The sequence below is a fragment of the Mucilaginibacter yixingensis genome (assembly GCF_041080815.1).
Classification (GTDB): domain Bacteria; phylum Bacteroidota; class Bacteroidia; order Sphingobacteriales; family Sphingobacteriaceae; genus Mucilaginibacter; species Mucilaginibacter yixingensis.
Map to the genome: position 1 here is coordinate 1,435,066 of NZ_CP160205.1, position 16,475 is coordinate 1,451,540.

General features: G+C 46.1%; 16 protein-coding genes. 8 read left to right on the forward strand and 8 right to left on the reverse strand.

The window, feature by feature from the left end; genetic code table 11:
- Positions 1 to 117 precede the first annotated feature (117 nt).
- The gene (locus ABZR88_RS05885; protein ID WP_369434706.1) at positions 118 to 1,353 is read left to right on the forward strand and encodes a carboxypeptidase-like regulatory domain-containing protein; all 1,236 of its coding nucleotides are present in this window, start codon (positions 118 to 120) and stop codon (positions 1,351 to 1,353) included.
- Between the two features lie 512 nt (positions 1,354 to 1,865).
- Here the strand turns inward: ABZR88_RS05885 and ABZR88_RS05890 are convergent.
- The 3 genes from ABZR88_RS05890 to ABZR88_RS05900 all read right to left on the reverse strand — a co-directional run bounded on the left by ABZR88_RS05890 (position 1,866) and on the right by ABZR88_RS05900 (position 3,441).
- Positions 1,866 to 2,360 carry a hypothetical protein gene (locus tag ABZR88_RS05890; protein WP_107828342.1) on the reverse strand — a complete coding sequence of 165 codons (495 nt, stop codon included), beginning with the start codon at positions 2,358 to 2,360 and terminating at the stop codon, positions 1,866 to 1,868.
- A 168-nt stretch (positions 2,361 to 2,528) separates the two neighbouring features.
- Positions 2,529 to 2,855, reverse strand: a complete 327-nt coding sequence (locus ABZR88_RS05895; protein WP_107828341.1) for a helix-turn-helix domain-containing protein — start codon at positions 2,853 to 2,855, stop codon at positions 2,529 to 2,531.
- Between the two features lie 199 nt (positions 2,856 to 3,054).
- A complete protein-coding gene (locus ABZR88_RS05900) occupies positions 3,055 to 3,441 on the reverse strand; it encodes a hypothetical protein (protein ID WP_146166518.1) in 387 nt (128 codons plus the stop codon).
- Between the two features lie 227 nt (positions 3,442 to 3,668).
- On the opposite strand from ABZR88_RS05900, the gene ABZR88_RS05905 reads away from it, so the two are divergent.
- Together ABZR88_RS05905 and ABZR88_RS05910 are read left to right on the forward strand one after the other, a co-directional pair.
- The gene (locus tag ABZR88_RS05905) at positions 3,669 to 4,988 is read left to right on the forward strand and encodes an MFS transporter (protein WP_107828339.1); all 1,320 of its coding nucleotides are present in this window, start codon (positions 3,669 to 3,671) and stop codon (positions 4,986 to 4,988) included.
- Positions 4,989 to 5,006: 18 nt separating this feature from the next.
- Positions 5,007 to 5,735, forward strand: a complete 729-nt coding sequence (locus ABZR88_RS05910; RefSeq protein WP_107828338.1) for a (Fe-S)-binding protein — start codon at positions 5,007 to 5,009, stop codon at positions 5,733 to 5,735.
- Between the two features lie 185 nt (positions 5,736 to 5,920).
- Here the strand turns inward: ABZR88_RS05910 and ABZR88_RS05915 are convergent, their stop codons facing one another.
- Positions 5,921 to 6,250, reverse strand: a complete 330-nt coding sequence (locus tag ABZR88_RS05915) for a hypothetical protein (RefSeq protein WP_107828337.1) — start codon at positions 6,248 to 6,250, stop codon at positions 5,921 to 5,923.
- Between the two features lie 148 nt (positions 6,251 to 6,398).
- On the reverse strand, positions 6,399 to 6,995 hold the full coding sequence (locus ABZR88_RS05920) for a hypothetical protein (RefSeq protein ID WP_107828336.1): 597 nt from the start codon (positions 6,993 to 6,995) through the stop codon (positions 6,399 to 6,401).
- A gap of 295 nt (positions 6,996 to 7,290) precedes the next feature.
- Here ABZR88_RS05920 and thrS point away from each other — a divergent pair, with 295 nt between their 5' ends.
- The 4 genes from thrS to rplT all read left to right on the forward strand — a co-directional run bounded on the left by thrS (position 7,291) and on the right by rplT (position 10,465).
- Positions 7,291 to 9,216: a threonine--tRNA ligase gene (gene thrS / locus ABZR88_RS05925; RefSeq protein WP_107828335.1), complete on the forward strand. Its 1,926-nt coding sequence runs from the start codon at positions 7,291 to 7,293 to the stop codon at positions 9,214 to 9,216.
- A gap of 1 nt (position 9,217) precedes the next feature.
- On the forward strand, positions 9,218 to 9,787 hold the full coding sequence (gene infC / locus ABZR88_RS05930; protein ID WP_107828334.1) for a translation initiation factor IF-3: 570 nt from the start codon (positions 9,218 to 9,220) through the stop codon (positions 9,785 to 9,787).
- A gap of 55 nt (positions 9,788 to 9,842) precedes the next feature.
- A complete protein-coding gene (gene rpmI / locus ABZR88_RS05935) occupies positions 9,843 to 10,043 on the forward strand; it encodes a 50S ribosomal protein L35 (RefSeq protein ID WP_107828333.1) in 201 nt (66 codons plus the stop codon).
- A 77-nt stretch (positions 10,044 to 10,120) separates the two neighbouring features.
- Entirely contained in the window at positions 10,121 to 10,465 is a 345-nt protein-coding gene (gene rplT / locus ABZR88_RS05940; protein WP_107828332.1) for a 50S ribosomal protein L20, read from the forward strand.
- Between the two features lie 319 nt (positions 10,466 to 10,784).
- On the opposite strand, the gene ABZR88_RS05945 is transcribed toward rplT, so the two are convergent.
- Together ABZR88_RS05945 and ABZR88_RS05950 are read right to left on the reverse strand one after the other, a co-directional pair.
- Positions 10,785 to 12,620 (reverse strand): rhamnogalacturonan lyase, encoded by a 1,836-nt coding sequence (locus ABZR88_RS05945; RefSeq protein ID WP_107828331.1) that lies wholly within the window; start codon positions 12,618 to 12,620, stop codon positions 10,785 to 10,787.
- 76 nt (positions 12,621 to 12,696) lie between these two features.
- Positions 12,697 to 13,248, reverse strand: a complete 552-nt coding sequence (locus ABZR88_RS05950; protein WP_107828330.1) for a hypothetical protein — start codon at positions 13,246 to 13,248, stop codon at positions 12,697 to 12,699.
- A 288-nt stretch (positions 13,249 to 13,536) separates the two neighbouring features.
- Between ABZR88_RS05950 and ABZR88_RS05955 the strand changes: the two genes are divergently transcribed.
- Positions 13,537 to 14,814, forward strand: coding sequence for an MFS transporter (locus tag ABZR88_RS05955; protein WP_107828329.1), 1,278 nt, complete (start codon positions 13,537 to 13,539; stop codon positions 14,812 to 14,814).
- 123 nt (positions 14,815 to 14,937) lie between these two features.
- On the opposite strand, the gene ABZR88_RS05960 is transcribed toward ABZR88_RS05955, so the two are convergent.
- Entirely contained in the window at positions 14,938 to 16,467 is a 1,530-nt protein-coding gene (locus ABZR88_RS05960) for a glycosyl hydrolase family 28 protein (RefSeq protein WP_107828328.1), read from the reverse strand.
- Between the last annotated feature and the right edge of the window lie 8 nt (positions 16,468 to 16,475).

The following is a 16,475-nucleotide window of genomic DNA, read 5'->3' on the forward strand; positions in this document are numbered from 1 at the left end:
GCTTAAACGAGGTATCACGTTCCAGATATTTTCTAACCATAAAAAATTAACCTTACACTCATGTCATCATTGGTCCTCAGTAGGAAATCTGTCATAACCCTTCGCTTTTTTGTTTTTATGGCAATGTTGTGTTTTTGCGCAATAGCTAACGCGCAAACGCAACGTACCATCAAAATAAGCGGTAAAGTCAGCGCGGCTGATGATGGGCAGCCAATTCGCCAGGTTACCATTACCATTGATAAAAAAGGGGTGGGCACATCTACCAATGCCTCAGGCGAGTTTTTGCTGTTTATACCGCTGACTAATTTGAATGATACTTTGCGCATCTCATGCATTGGTTATAAAACCCGTCAGCTGCCTGCCAATAGTTTGAAGGATGGCCAGCACCTTAATCTTTCCCTGGAAAAAAGTGCTACCGATTTAAAAGAGGTGACCATCACTTTTTATGATGCGCACAAAATACTGGCTAAGGCGTTGAGCCGTATTCCGGAAAACTATATCAATCATCCGCATATTTTGCGTGGGTTTTACCGGATGTATAGTTATACCGATACCATTCCGTTGCAACTATCAGAAGCGGTGTTTGATGTATATAACTTTGGCTATGCCGATAAACGCGCCGATGTTTTCAGGCTGATCAAAGCCCGTAACGCCAAGAACGATCGGGATATGGAGTTCTTAGAAGTTGGACAAAAACCCAACTCTATTTTTGCTGATGACGTGATCAATCACCTGTTCTCGGTAGGCTTTCTGAATGAAGAAGGTATTCAGCATCATGATTTTGAGGTACAGGGTGTGGTAGACTATCAAGGCTATCGTGCTTTTCAGATCAACTTTAAAGGAAAAAAAGGGGTAGAGGACGCCACTTATCACGGTAAGATCTATATAGATACAAAGAGTTATGCCTTCATTGGGTTTGATTATGGCTTAAATCTGTCGGCTGCCAATTACCTAGTTCCCGGTAGTCTGATAGCGCAGGCGCTTACCAAAAAGATGGCTTGCGATGTTACGGTAAAGCAAGATCATGTTGAGGTGAACTATCAGCAGGTGGGTAAATCATGGGTTCTGGCCAAGGTAAACACAGAGAACACGCTCGCTATAACAGATTCTGCGTCAAGCTTTCACCTTAAACCACATATCAGGTTTAATTACCAGGTAACTTCGGTTGATACGGTGGCCAAAGAAAGCCTGAGCGGTAAAATGGGCAGGTTTGAAAGTATTAACGAACATGATAGCAGCATCAGTTCATCATTCTGGAATGATTACAACATTCTGCTTTCTGACGAAAATGCCGAAGGGATTTTTCAGAAAATTAAAAAGATAAATACCGAGAGTAAGAAGACGTCGAAGTAAGCCCTATTGAAGGGTATGACGGGTTTGGGACCATAAGCATTCAAACACTTGTCAAATCCCTCCCGAGGGGAGGGGCGTGTAGGGCAAGTGTGACGGCAGGGAGGGGTTTAGCCACTTTGTTAAACCCCTCCCTACACCCTCCCGAGGGTAATAGCCCACAAAAAGGCAGTATTTTATTGACACCAAACGTTCCGCTGGAACGTGCTTTTATTTGTGCCATTTTTCTACCAACCAAACGTCCCTCCGGGACGAAAACGCAGCTTCGTTCCAGCGGAACGTCTCGTCGGTAGCATTATAGACGCTCGTTTTTCACGTTCCAGCGGAACGTTTGGTGAAATCTGCCTTTTGCTGGGCTATTACTCTCCCCAGGGAGGGAAATCGCACATTCCCGGCCCTCATCTTTAAAAGATCCACCAAATAAAAACGGGGCCGACAAATTTTGCCGGCCCCGTTTGTTGCTTATTTCATTAAAGAATTGGAAGCGAAAAACCTTTAGCTTCCCTTTTATAACGCTATTGTTTCCTTAAAAAGTATTGCCTTACAATAATAGTATCAATAGGCTTGTTGTTGAAGGTTGTGGCCAGTACCACGTTGCCATCTATCAGCCATTTATCATTATTGATCTTTTTGCCGCTAATGTGGCCTGATAGGGCTTTAACAGAAACAACATCGCAGCAAGGGCAAACGGTGTTATAGCTAGTGCGGCTTGTTACGTCGGCGTCGCCCAGTTCAAAATTATCAGCTGTGGTATTAATGTTAAAGTAAAGCCTGTTTTGGAGCCCGCAGGGGCTCACATAATTTTGCTGGTATAGAAAGGTAAGCAAACCAGGATTGAGCTGCGGACTGGTAGTAACATAGGCTACCGGGGTATCATAAAACGAGTATTGGCAGCCGGCAGTGGCGGGGCAATCTGTTAATGGGCCGTCTGCTTGTTCGGATTTTTTGCCACAGGCTGCCAGTTGTAATAAAAGTAAAAGCGCTAAGATTGATTTGGTGATGGGTTTCATAATGAATTGATTTACTATTTATTACGGGTGTTTATGCCGAAACGCTACACACTCGACAAGCATGACCGATTATTTTTTGCAGAGATTGAATGACGTAATAGTATTTCAAAAAAATAGCGATGTGTTGAAAACCCATCGCTATAACATTAATTGTTGATTTATGTGGTACTACTTATGGATAGCCTTCAGATACTTCACTTTGGCCCGGGCCGTTTCCAGTACAGACTCAGGGCAGTTATTACGCAAAATTTCGCTCACAATCAGGTCGCTGTAAAACTCACGTTGCACCTCGGCAAGTTTCAGTTTAAAAATGCGAGAGAGCGGTTCCAGCTTTTCTGCATTCAGCTGTTTGATGCCGCATTCAATACGGCTCAGGTGGGCGCGGTCAATCTCCAGCATCAGCGCCAGTGCGGTTTGTGACAGCCGTAATTTTTTACGGTTATGCTGAATAAATTCTCCAAATGATTGGAACGGGGTACGATTATGGTAACTCATTTACAAGCTATTATAGGGGATTCTGTGATGGCTCTTTTTTATCTTTTTCCGCTGGCAACTTAAATCTGTCGATCGCATTAAGTATCCCGATCAATTGCACAGCCATGAAGTGAGGTTGCGCAACTACGCAACAGAAAAAAAAATTAATTAACTAAAAGCGCACAGTAAATGGCGCTAAAATGGATGGAGAAGAAAAAAATCAGATCAGCAGCAGGCAGTGTTGCAGGTATGCAGGCCCGTTGAGCAGGGGTTTGTTTTTAAAAAGCGGATGCACATAAGCAACCCGTTTATGGATCGATGCGATGAATGATAGCAGCGAACATAGAAACAGTACAATAAAAGTAGGCTGCAGTTTTATTTCGCCCAGATATGGCATAGCCAGTTGCCGGTACTTAATAATACTCCAACTCATGTTGCGCACATAGCGCCCTAAATAGTGTTGGGATGAACTGGCTTGACTAGTAGAAATGTGGATGTGGCGGGTAGCGCCTTCGCCATAAAATGACCGCACAACCGGCATCAATGTCATAGTGCTTATTGCAAGCAGCAAAACAATAGCAGCCATGACGTTTCTAAAGCGAGACATTTTTAGTTTTAGCAGAGTTTTATCAACCACAAAGTTTGATACAGGATTTTTAAAGTCAAAACCCCGGATTATATATCAATCGAAAGGTAATAATAATTTAATGTGATTTCAAAATGTGGGAGGTGTGAATTAACTTTTGTACGACAAATGCAGTTTGAACAACAATGATGACACGGCGTTCGTCTCCTTTTTGCATCTTCCAAAAAATACCTACTTTTAAACACCTTATGGAAAATAAGAACAACCCTAAAACCATTAGGGCCTGGGCATTTTTTGACTGGGCCAACTCTGCTTATAACCTGGTAATTACCTCAACCATCTTTCCGGCTTATTATGTGGCGGTTACCAAAAACCCGGCTAATGGAGACCGGGTGAATTTCTTTGGGCACAGCTTTATCAATACGGCGCTTTCAAACTATGCTTATGCGTTTGCCTATTTGGTAATGGCATTGTTGCTGCCCATCCTGTCGTCAATTGCCGATTATCGGGGCAACAAGAAGAACTTTATGAAGGCCTTTACCTGGATGGGCGCCGCTGCCTGTATCTGCTTGTTTTGGTTCGATAAAAGTAATGTCTCTTTCGGCATCATCTGCTCGGCAGTAGCTGCTATTGGCTACAGTGGGGGCTTTGTATTTTATAACTCCTACCTGCCGCAAATTGCCACGGTAGATATGCAAGACAAGGTAAGTGCCAAAGGGTTTACTTATGGATACGTTGGCAGTGTGATTTTACAGATCATCTGCCTGGTATTTGTGCTACAACCTAAATGGTTTGGTATTAACGGTGGTACCGCAGCGCAAATCTCGTTCCTGCTGGTAGGGTTGTGGTGGGCCGGTTTTTCGCAAATTCCGTTCACGGTGCTGCCCAAGGGCGAGCCTAATGGCAAAGGCAATAAATACGGTATCCTGAAAGGTGGATTTATAGAACTGGGCCAGGTATGGAAGAAGGTGATGCACATGCCCTTGCTTAAGCGCTTTTTGCCGGCTTTCTTTTTCTACTCTATGGGGGTACAAACCATTATGCTGGTGGCTGCCGGTTTTGGTGCCAAGGTGCTGAACATGCCGACGAGCGGATTGATCGAGATTATCCTGATTATCCAGTTGGTGGCCATTGGCGGCGCTACGCTGATGTCATACCTGTCGGGCATTTTTGGTAATATCAAGGTTTTGGCGGGTGTTGTGGTTATTTGGATTGGCGCTTGCGTGGGTGCTTATTTTATTACTACTATACCACAATTTTATGGTTTGGCTATAGTTGTGGGGTTAATTATGGGGGGCATTCAGTCGCTTTCGCGCTCAACCTACTCTAAATATTTGCCGCAGGATATTCCGGATACGGCCTCTTATTTCAGCTTTTATGATGTGACCGAAAAACTGGCAATAGTAGGAGGGATGGCCAGTTTTGCCTTTATAGAGGAGTTTACCGGCAGCATGCGCAACTCTGCCCTGGCGCTGTGCGGCTTCTTTATCCTTGGCTTGCTTTTATTGATCTCTTTGCTGGCAACGGAGAAAAAACTGCGCAAAAATTCTGATTTTAGCGGCGTATAACACCAAAAGAAGACACAGATGAAGGTTGAGTTGTTTATTCCCTGTTTTATGGATCAGTTGTATCCGGATACAGCCATGAATACGGTTAAAGTGTTGGAGAAGGCCGGTTGTACAGTACATTACAACCCGGAGCAAACCTGTTGCGGGCAACCGGCATTTAACTCCGGTTTTTGGGACGATGCCAAAGAGATAGGCACTAAGTTTCTGAATGATTTTCCGGAAGAAAGTGTGATCGTTACTCCGTCAGCCTCCTGCACCGGCATGGTGCGTAACTACTATACAGACCTGTTTCTTAATACCATGTTGCACAACAAGTGTCGTACTATACAGGGCAACATCATAGAGCTTTCAGATTTCCTGATCAATATCCTCAAGTTTGATTACTTCGGCGCAGAGCTTGATGGCCGTGCTGTATTTCATGATAGCTGCGCCGGCCTGCGCGAATGCCACCTGCATGGCGAAGCCAAATTACTGTTAGAAAAAGTACATGGCTTGGAGTTGGTGCCCTTAAAAGGTAATGAAACCTGCTGCGGTTTTGGCGGCACCTTCGCCGTTAAGTTTGATGCCATATCAAGCGCCATGGCTCAGCAAAAAGTAGATAACGCGTTGGAGGCAGGAGCCGAATATATCATTAGTACAGATGCTTCATGCCTACTGCATTTGCAGGGGTATATTGATAAAAATCAGTTACCCATAAAATGCATGCACCTGGCCGATGTATTAGCGCACGGTTGGGGAAATGTGTAGAACTTATTGCCAGTTGTAGAAGGCCGTAAGTACCAGTGCGAGTGTTGCCAGGGCTGTTCCCATCCAGGTCCAGAATGGGATGTGGGTATGCGAGCGCACCTTTTCAAAATGATAAAAATCAGTTACCCATAAAATGCATGCACCTGGCCGATGTATTAGCGCACGGTTGGGGAAATGTGTAGAACTTATTGCCAGTTGTAGAAGGCCGTAAGTACCAGTGCGAGTGTTGCCAGGGCTGTTCCCATCCAGGTCCAGAATGGGATGTGGGTATGCGAGCGCACCTTTTCAAAAACTCTTTTTAGCGATCCACGCATGTCTTTGCGCCTGGTTGTCTGTTTGCAGTGGTTACAGAACGAGATCCCCGTTTTGCCCACCGGAAACACCGGAATACCCATTAGCGATATGTATTTCTGAAAGATATGCATGTCCATCGTATGCACGGTATCGCAATGCACACACCGCTCTTCGATAGGTTCAACAATTAACTTTACAGCTTTAATACCGTATAGGGTCATCGGCTAAATTTCTGTATATAAAACAAAAATGCGGCCAATAGCCGTACGCTGTTTTATTTAGTTTAAATAATTGGGTTCTTCTAGTGAATATACACAAAAAAATCAATTATCCAAGCAGAGAGTTAGTCGTCGTCTAAAGCTATGATAGTTAACGTTTAACCAATGCCAATTTGCGGATTAACATGGTATAACCCGTGCTAGTAACAGGCGGACCGTCATACGCGCCATAAACGTTGTCAGGTATCTTAAGTTCCAGTACAATGCTATTGTCGCTAATTGAGGTTACTTTAAATTGAGAGCCAGGATTTGAATTATAGTTAGGGTAATTATAATTTGCTCTCCAATTGGCGGGGTTGTTGGTAGAGGTATCTGATGCCCAGGTTTGGGTAAATAAGCTGCCGGAAGCGTTATAGGCGTAGGTTCCGGTTGCGATGCCGGTTTTAAGAAGACCATTCAAACGGTATGATTGGAATCTTCCGTCACCGGTAAACTCGGTATAGGATGTCACTCTCAGGTTCAATTTTGGCATGGTATCAATCTTAATCAGCAGGTCATTCTTATAGCTCTTGTCTATCACAAAATCTTCCTTCCAGGTGCCGATAATGTTAAATGTTGCAGTTTCGGGAGGAGTTGATGTTTCAATAGCGGATGACCCGGTAATGGCCAATGTTTGGGTTGAACTACCGTCTTTCTTGCAACCCCATAAAACAAGGACAGTTAGCAGCAACAACAGGAGGTTCTTCATAAAAGATGTGATAGTGGTATGATGACGAAGATAGGAGTTGATGATTAAATTAAAGTTAAGACTGGCAAGGTTGGGGGTGTTTAGGTCACAGACTTTGGGCTTCATTTAAGACTAAAGTTTGTCAATTCATGAGGTTTATAACCTCAATCCAAATCCCTATCTTTGCACCCGAATTGTAAGATCACTCCCGTAGGTGATCGACTAACAAAAAAACAAAATTTTGAACCCGGGACTTTTATCAAGTCCTTCTCCTTTGGAGATGGATTTAGGATGAGGCTCCAAATCATGTTTGTAAATGATTAACATTACACTCCCAGACGGTTCCGTTCGTCAGTACGACAAGGGAATCACTTCAATGCAAATCGCATTGTCAATTTCAGAAGGTTTAGCGCGCAATGTTTTGGCTGCCGAGGTAGACGGCCAGGTATGGGATGCAACACGCCCAATTGAGCAGGATTCGCACGTAAAACTGTTGACCTGGAACGATGCCGATGGTAAATCAACTTTTTGGCATTCATCAGCCCACTTACTGGCAGAGGCTTTGGAAGCCTTGTATCCGGGCACCAAGTTTGGTATCGGTCCGGCCATTGAAACAGGCTTCTACTACGATGTTGACTTTGGCGATGTAACTTTCTCGCAAGACGATTTCAAGAAAATTGAAGACAAAATGCTGGAGTTGGCCAAAACCAAGGCCGAGTACATCCGCAAACCGGTTAGCAAAGCCGATGCGCTTGATTATTTCACTGAAAAAGGCGATGAGTACAAGCTGGATCTGATTAAAGATCTGCCTGATGGCGCTATCACTTTCTATACCCAGGGTAACTTTACCGACTTGTGCCGCGGTCCGCACATTCCAAACACCGGCTTTATTAAAGCCGTGAAGTTGATGAACGTGGCTGGCGCTTACTGGCGCGGTGATGAAACCCGCAAACAGTTAACACGTATCTACGCGGTAACCTTCCCTAAAGCCAGCGAGTTGAGCGATTACCTGCACATGATCGAAGAAGCCAAAAAACGCGATCACCGTAAATTGGGTAAAGAGCTGGAACTGTTTACTTTTAGCGAAAAAGTGGGCATGGGCTTGCCATTGTGGTTGCCAAAAGGTGCCGCCCTGCGCGAGCGTCTGGTAAACTTTCTGCAGAAAGCACAGGTGAAGGCCGGCTACGAGCAGGTGATTACCCCGCATATTGGCCATAAAAACCTGTATGTAACATCTGGTCACTATGAGAAATATGGCAAAGACAGCTTCCAGCCGATAAAAACACCACAGGAGGGCGAAGAGTTCTTTCTGAAACCGATGAACTGTCCGCACCATTGCGAAATCTATAAATCAAAACCACGTTCATATAAAGACCTGCCAGTGCGTTTTGCCGAGTTTGGTACCGTATACCGTTATGAGCAAAGCGGCGAGCTGCATGGCTTAACCCGTGTGCGTGGCTTTACTCAGGATGATGCCCACTTATTCTGTCGCCCAGATCAGGTAAAAGACGAGTTTAAAAAGGTAATTGACCTGGTACTTTACGTGTTCGGTGCTTTAGGTTTTGACAACTTTACCGCACAGATATCACTGCGCGATCCTGAAAATAAAGCCAAATACATTGGTACTGACGAGAACTGGGATCTGGCCGAGAACGCTATTAAAGAAGCAGCTGCCGAAAAAGGTCTGCCAACCGTGGTAGAACTGGGCGAGGCCGCATTCTACGGCCCTAAGTTGGACTTTATGGTGAAGGATGCCCTGGGCCGCAAATGGCAATTGGGTACCATCCAGGTAGATTATAACCTGCCTGAACGCTTTGAGCTGGAGTATACCGGCAGCGACAATGCAAAGCACCGCCCGGTAATGATTCACCGTGCGCCGTTCGGCTCGCTGGAACGCTTTGTGGCGGTGTTGATTGAGCATTGTGCAGGCAATTTCCCGCTGTGGTTATCGCCAGAACAATTCATCATTTTGCCGATATCTGAAAAATATGAAGATTATGCAAAAAAAGTTTCAGATTCATTAAAAGATTCCGATATTTGCGGGCTAATTGACTTTAGGGATGAAAAAGTTGGGCGGAAAATCCGCGACGCCGAAGTCAAAAAGATACCATACATGCTGGTAGTAGGCGAGAAGGAAGAGGCTGAAGGCCAGGTTTCTATCCGCAAACACGGTCAGGGCGACTTGGGCAGCATGTCGGTAGATGAATTTAAACAACTGATAATAAAAGAAATAACAGTATAACTTGGCATTAAACAAACCTAATTTTACCCGTGGTCCACGGCCGCCTTTCAAAAAGAAAGAAGCCGAGCATAACATTAATCAGTTCATCCGTGCGCAGGAAGTGCGTTTGGTGGGCGAAAATATTGAGCAGGGTATTTACTCGCTCAGAGAAGCGTTGGCCATGGCTCAGGAGCAAGAGTTGGACCTGGTAGAGATCTCTCCAAACGCGGTTCCTCCTGTATGTCGTATCATAGACTATAACAAGTTTATCTACGAACAGAAGAAAAAGCTCAAAGAGATTAAAAGCAATGCCAAGCAAACGGTTATCAAAGAGATCCGCTTCGGACCGAATACTGATGATCATGACTTTGAATTTAAACTGAAGCATGCCATCAAATTTTTGGAAGCAGGCGAAAAGGTAAGGGCTTACGTACACTTTAAAGGCCGTGCCATTGTTTACAAAGAGCATGGCGAGATTTTGCTGTTGCGCTTTGCACAGGCTTTAGAAGAAGTTGGTAAAGTAGAGCAGTTGCCTAAACTGGAAGGTAAACGTATGTTCCTGACGGTTGCGCCTAAAGCAGCTAAGAAGTAATTGATTTAAAATAAAACGTAGCGATACGTCTTACACAAATAAATAGATAACTGATATGCCAAAAATGAAAACCAATTCCAGTGCAAAAAAGCGTTTTAAGCTTACTGGAACAGGTAAAATTGCAAGAAAGAACGCTTTCAAAAGCCACATCTTAACCAAGATGTCTACTAAACGTAAGCGTAACTTAACGCACACCAGCTTGGTGAGCGATGCCGACATGGGCAACGTTAAACGTATGCTTTGCATCGGTAAGTAATTAATTGTTTTATTAACCAGGCCTTCGGGTATTACAAGCTCCCTTAACAGGGCACCCACCGCCAAAAAAGAAAGAAAATGCCACGTTCAGTCAATGCAGTAGCTTCAAGACGCCGCCGCAAAAAAATCATGAACCTTGCCAAAGGTTACTATGGTTCACGCAGCAAGGTTTACACCATTGCTAAAAACACAGTAGAAAAAGGTTTACAATACGCTTACCGCGACCGTAAAACCAAGAAAAGAGAATTCCGCGCTCTGTGGATTCAGCGTATCAATGCCGGCGCACGCCAGCATGGTATCTCTTACTCACAATTGATGGGTAAACTGAATGCCAAAGAAATCGGCTTAAACCGTAAAGTTCTGGCTGATTTAGCTATGAACAACCCAGATGCTTTCAAAGCAGTTGTTGATGCGGTAAAATAAGCAGCTATTCTCTGCATAAAATAGAAACGGCCTCCTGAGTTTTCGGGAGGCCGTTTTGTTTTATAAACCAGGATTAAACGGATTTTTAGGATTCACAGGATTCAATTAACCACAAAGAGCATAGAGAAAAAGCACAGAGAAAACAGGGCATTGTTTGTGCTCCAATGTCATCCTGAACTTGTTTCGGGACCCCATATGATAAGCTTGTCCGGGTGTGATGTTGTCGGTTTCCCTGTCCCATGGGGTGCCGAAACAAGTTCGGCATGACGTGGTGGCGTTTAAAAACAGGTATCCTGTAAATCCCTCAAATTCCTTTAAATTATGGTGCCAAGCGAATATTCGGCTTCGGCACTTCCTTCATATCTTCACCAATATAAAAGCCCACGTGCGGCGGTTGGTTGTAGCCCACATTTTGCCAGGCAATAGAGTTACGGTACTGCGGATCATGCATCAGCGTGTAAATGCGGTGCTTGGTTGGAATGGTTGTGGTGTAAATACGCAGGTTCTGGTTATCCGCAGTGCGTTCTATCAGTTCCTCGCGCCAGTCGCCAAACAGATCGGCTACCAGGGCAGGGGTTGATTTTGATCCGTTGTTAGACAGGCAGCCCTCTGCCGTAAACACCCGGCCACGTTTGTATCGATCAATATGATTACCATCCAGCAAATCGCGCGTCAAATCGCCTTCCCACCAGATCAGGAAGTTGGTAGACGGTGGCATTGGTCCAATTTTATCGCCCTTAATGCTACGTAGCCCGCCCGAGCCACTCCACCAACACTCAGCACCCGGACTGGAGGCATCGATATTCTCTGCAACGCCCCTGCCAATATCTACCCCCATTGATCCTTCCCATAAAATTTTACCGTCTTTGGCGCTGTAAAGGGCCGCACCGGCGCCGGTCTCGTTAGTTTCATTCTCATGGATGCCGAATACTTCCAATCCGGGGATACTTGGATCCAGATCGCCCACGTGTAATGCATCGCCGTGGCGCAGGCCGGTAGTGTAAAGCCCTTTGCCGTTATCGTCCACACACATTGAACCGTAGATGATTTCGTCTTTACCGTCGCCATCAACGTCGGCTACGCTTAAGTTATGATTCCCTTGTGATGAAAAGTAGTTATTGCCATCCTTACTGTCAAACACCCAGCGCGAGGTGAGTTTACCGTTGCGGTAATCCCAGGCCGCCAATACCGTACGGCCATAATATCCACGGCACATTACCACACTTGGCAGTTTACCATCCAGGTATGCTACGCAGGCTAAAAAGCGGTCTACACGGTTCAGGTTGTCATCATTGCCGGCGTTTCCACCCCAACCGCCCCAGCCACCGGTAGGGTAGCGGCTTGGAATGTAATCTGTAGTGGCTAGGACCTGTCCGGTCTTGCCGTTAAAAACTGAGAAATACTCAGGACCCTCGCCAATTTTACCGCGATCGTTCACCCAATTTTTGCTGCCGTCGCCAATTACCTTGCCTTTGGCATCTTTCGTGCCGTCGGCAGTTTTGCAGGCAAACTCGGCAATGCCATCGCCGTCAAGGTCGGCCACCATAAACTGGGTATAATGTGCACCCTCGCGAATGTTTACGCCCAGGTTAATCTCCCACAAAAAAGTACCATCCAGTTTATAAGCCTGGAAAATCGGTGCGTCGGTCACCCCGTTAGACGGAGTGTCTCTGCTGCGGCCCACCATGTGCACAATCAGTTCGTACTCACCATCGCCATCCAGATCGCCTACCGATACATCGTTGGGTGTATAGCCCTGCGGCGTATGCAGGTGAATATTCATGTATTGTTGCACTGCTGCATTGGCGGGGAGGGTATAACCCTTACCGGCCGGTACTTCTTTGCCGTTTAATACCGCTTTAACTAGATAGGTGTTGGGCTTGGTCAGATCTGCTTTGGCATCAACAAAGTTGGTGCTTTCGGTTATCGGCTTGGCATTTAATTTTGCCGGCGCACTGTTTCCTGTGATACGATAAAGGTTAAAAGCGATAGCACTCGGCTCGGTGCCCAGCATGCGCCAGCCCACATAAACAGAATCGGCACCGGTGCGCATGGCCACTACGCCGCGATTTAGTTTCTCCATCATCCGCTGTGCTAACAGCGTTTGTGCGGTGAAGAAACTCAGGATAAAAAGAAAAGTATATTTCAATTTCATGATTGTTAGTTCTGGTTATTAAACGGCTAATTCTTATTCACTCATTCAAAAGTCCCTCACACACTCATTAAAAGAATTAAGGTTCCAGTATTTTAATGCTTGGGTCGCGCGGTTTTTCTTTATAATAAGTGGTCCAGGTTATTTTGAACACCACTACGCCGTCTTTAGGCAATACATGCGGCTTTTCTAATAAGAGCTCACGTTCTTCCTGTTCCCATGACATACGCTCGGTGGAGCCTAGTAGCTTGACAGTGCCAATGATGCGGCCATTAATGGCGGTGTGCAACGCTTTAATACGCATATCACCCTGCGGTACATCCATCAGGAAAACGTACAGAGCCGTGTCCGACTCTGCGAAACGTACATCGTGCCAGGTGTAGCCGTTCGCAGTGGTAGTGGCCGGGGCGGGTGCTGCATTATCCGCATTCCGAAACCTGCCGGTCATCTCCACCAAAACTTCGGGTTTAAATGTAGATGGATGTACATTGCGGACAGACTCGCTGTTGACCTTCAGCCAATCGGTCATTTGTTGCTCCTGCTCTGCGGTAAGTTTCACGCTGCCCTGCTGGCTAACGGTATTGACCAACTGCTGTACCGCGGTTTTAGCGGCGTCCTGAGCGTGTGCCATGGTAGTAAATAGCGCACAACATGGCAGGAGCCATAAAAAAGGTTTAAAATTCATCTTAAAAGGTTTTTGCGGTTGGATTACCGCACATTGGTTTGATTCAGCATGAATTTAGCGAATAACGGGTTTGCTGGGTGGAGCTAATCAAAAAGTTACATTCTTTTTGGTGAGTAGTGAGTTGTGAGTAGTGAATAGTGAGTGGTTGATTGATGTGGGTGGTGATGACGAGTGGTGTCTTAATTAACAAAGAAAACTTATTTTTAACGGGTAAACTGTTTACATCATCTGCCTATGTCTGTACAGCCAACTCCTGCACATCGTATCTGGTCTATTATCGGCGGCTCGCTGGGTAATCTGGTGGAGTGGTATGATTGGTATGCTTACACCGCCTTTTCGCTTTATTTTGCCGATGCTTTTTTCCCTAAGGGCGATGCCACGGCCAAGCTGATCAACACTGCACTGGTATTTGCGTTAGGTTTTTTAATGCGACCGATAGGCGGTTGGTTAATGGGGACTTATGCCGATAGAAAAGGCCGCAAAGCCGCGCTCACTTTATCTGTACTGTTGATGAGTTTAGGATCATTAATGATTGCCGTTGTGCCAGGATACAGCAGTATTGGCGTCGCTGCGCCCATCGTTTTACTATTCGCCCGTGTGATACAAGGACTAAGCGTAGGCGGCGAATACGGCACCAGCGCTACTTACCTGAGCGAGATGGCCGTAAAGAAACATCGTGGATTTTACTCCAGTTTTCAATACGTTACGCTGATTATGGGGCAACTGGTGGCCCTGGGCGTATTGGTGCTGTTGCAACGCGTTTTTCTGACCGAAGCTCAACTGCATGCCTGGGGCTGGCGCATTCCGTTTGCGGTAGGCGCGGTGCTGGCCGTAACGGTGATGTATTTACGCCGAAGTTTGCAGGAGTCGGTTGATTTGAAAAAGCAGGGAAGCGAACAACGCGGTACGTTAAAAGCGCTGGCACAGCACCCTAAAGCTACGTTGCTGGTTGTGGGTTTAACGCTGGGCGGCACTGTTGCATTCTACACGTTTACCACTTACATGCAAAAATTCCTGGTCAATACGTCGGGTTTTAGTAAGGGTGACGCTACGCTGATATCAACCTTAACTTCGGTGCTGTTTATGCTGCTGCAGCCTGCGTTTGGCTGGTTATCCGATAGGATCGGTCGCAAGCCACTGCTCATCGGTTTTGGTTTGCTGGGCACCTTGGGCACAGTGCCCATTATGACGGGCATAGCATCGACACACAGCTTTTGGCCTGCTTTCTGTTTGCTGATGCTGGCATTGGTTATTGTTAGTGGCTATACTTCTATCAACGCGGTGGTTAAGGCCGAGTTGTTTCCGGCTCATGTGCGTGCGCTGGGCGTAGGCTTTCCGTATGCTATTGCGGTGTCTATATTTGGTGGTACGGCAGAGTATATTGGCTTATCATTTAAGCAAAACCACCACGAAAGTTGGTTTTACTGGTACGTAACCGGATGTATTGCGGTATCACTGCTGGTGTATGTGTTTATGAGCGATACGAAGAAGTATTCGAAGATTGGGGATTGAAGGGGAGCGTCATCACGTCATTGCGAGGAACGAAGCAATCTCTGTAAATGCAAAGCGGCATGCATGTCCGAATGTCCAGTGCAGAGATTGCTTCGTTCCTTACAGCAATGACATGGTAGATATTTAATTAAGTACCTTCTCGCTATCTTTTACATCATAAACCGGTTTTCCGCCATTCACCGTTTTCACATCAGAAAAAGAAACATTCTCTGCATCTTTTACAGAAACCTTGGCGTTATCTGCCAGTTTGATGCCTCCGAAGACTGCGTCCTTGAGTTTATGCTGCGGATCTTTAAATCCGTTGATATCAATGGCCGGTTCTTTGCCTGATGCGCCGGTTAGATCAATGTTCTTAAAAGTGAAATTCTCGAATGTCGGCAACACCGGTGCAGCGGCGCCATCGTTATTGTAATTTACTGCCGAGAAGATGGTGATTTGCTGCAGGGCGCAATCCATTACGGTTACATCTTTTACATAACCTCCGCGGTCTTTAGTGCCCTTAATCTGCATACCATGCAGCAGCGGACCGGCTTTGCAGTCTCTCACCAGCACACCGCTCACCCCGCCAGACATTTCGCTGCCGATAGAGATGCCGTGGCCCTTCACAAAATCGCAATCGGTAATGCGCACGTTTCTGGTTGGTTTGCCAATAGTGTAGCCTTCGGGGTTTTTGCCCGATTTGATAGCGATGCAATCATCACCGGTAGAAAAAGTACAATTGAAAATATAGCTATCGTCAGATGAGTCAGGATCGAGACCGTCGCCGTTATGGGCGGTGCTTACAATGTTCAGATCATGACAGGTAACGCCTTTACTGTAGATGTAATGGATGGTCCAGCAAGGAGAGTTTTCAATGTTGAGGCCTTGTAGTTCCACATCCTTACAGTTCATCAAACAAAATAGTCTGCCGCGACCGCGTAAGCCGGCTTTGTCAATCATCTCCTTAGCCAGTGGGGTGCCGCCGCCACGAATGGTGCCCTCGCCGCGGATAGAGAGTTGCTCCACAGCGTAACCGCCGTTGTGGTTCATTACCCCGGCATTGATCAAACTGGCATAGGTTTTCATCTCCCAGCCTTCAAAACGGTTGTTGTAAAAAGGCAGGTAGTCGGCCTCATGAGTGCTGCCTTTCAGTACACCGCCTTTGGCCACCTCTAAGGTCATGTGGCTTTTCAAGTATAAGGCGCCGCTCAAAAAAGTGCCAGCGGGGATAAGCACAGTACCGCCTGCTGGGCATTCATCTATCGCTTTCTGGATGGCTTTGGTATTCAGGGTAGCGTCATCGCCCTTGGCGCCGAAATTTACTACGTTTAATGTTTTGCCCTGTTGCAGAGTGCTAAATTTAGCAGTTGTACCTGCGGCGGATAATTTGCCTCCTTTGCTTTCGGCCTTAACAGCGCAAGTATAGCTTGCCGATGGTTTAAGGCCGGTAAAACGGTAATTGCACCTTGAGGTTACAGCAATGTCTTTACCGTTTAACAGCACATGGTAGCGGGTGATGTTGCTGTAGTTATCTGGCTTATCCCACACTATGGCTGCGCCACCGGCAGAAACGGTGCCAGGGGCAACAACCGGAGCAGAAGGTTTATCAGCATCAGCAAACGCAAAAAGGCTGGCCTGGCATAAGCCGGCAAAAAGTAGTATCAGTTTTTTCATCTCGGTTT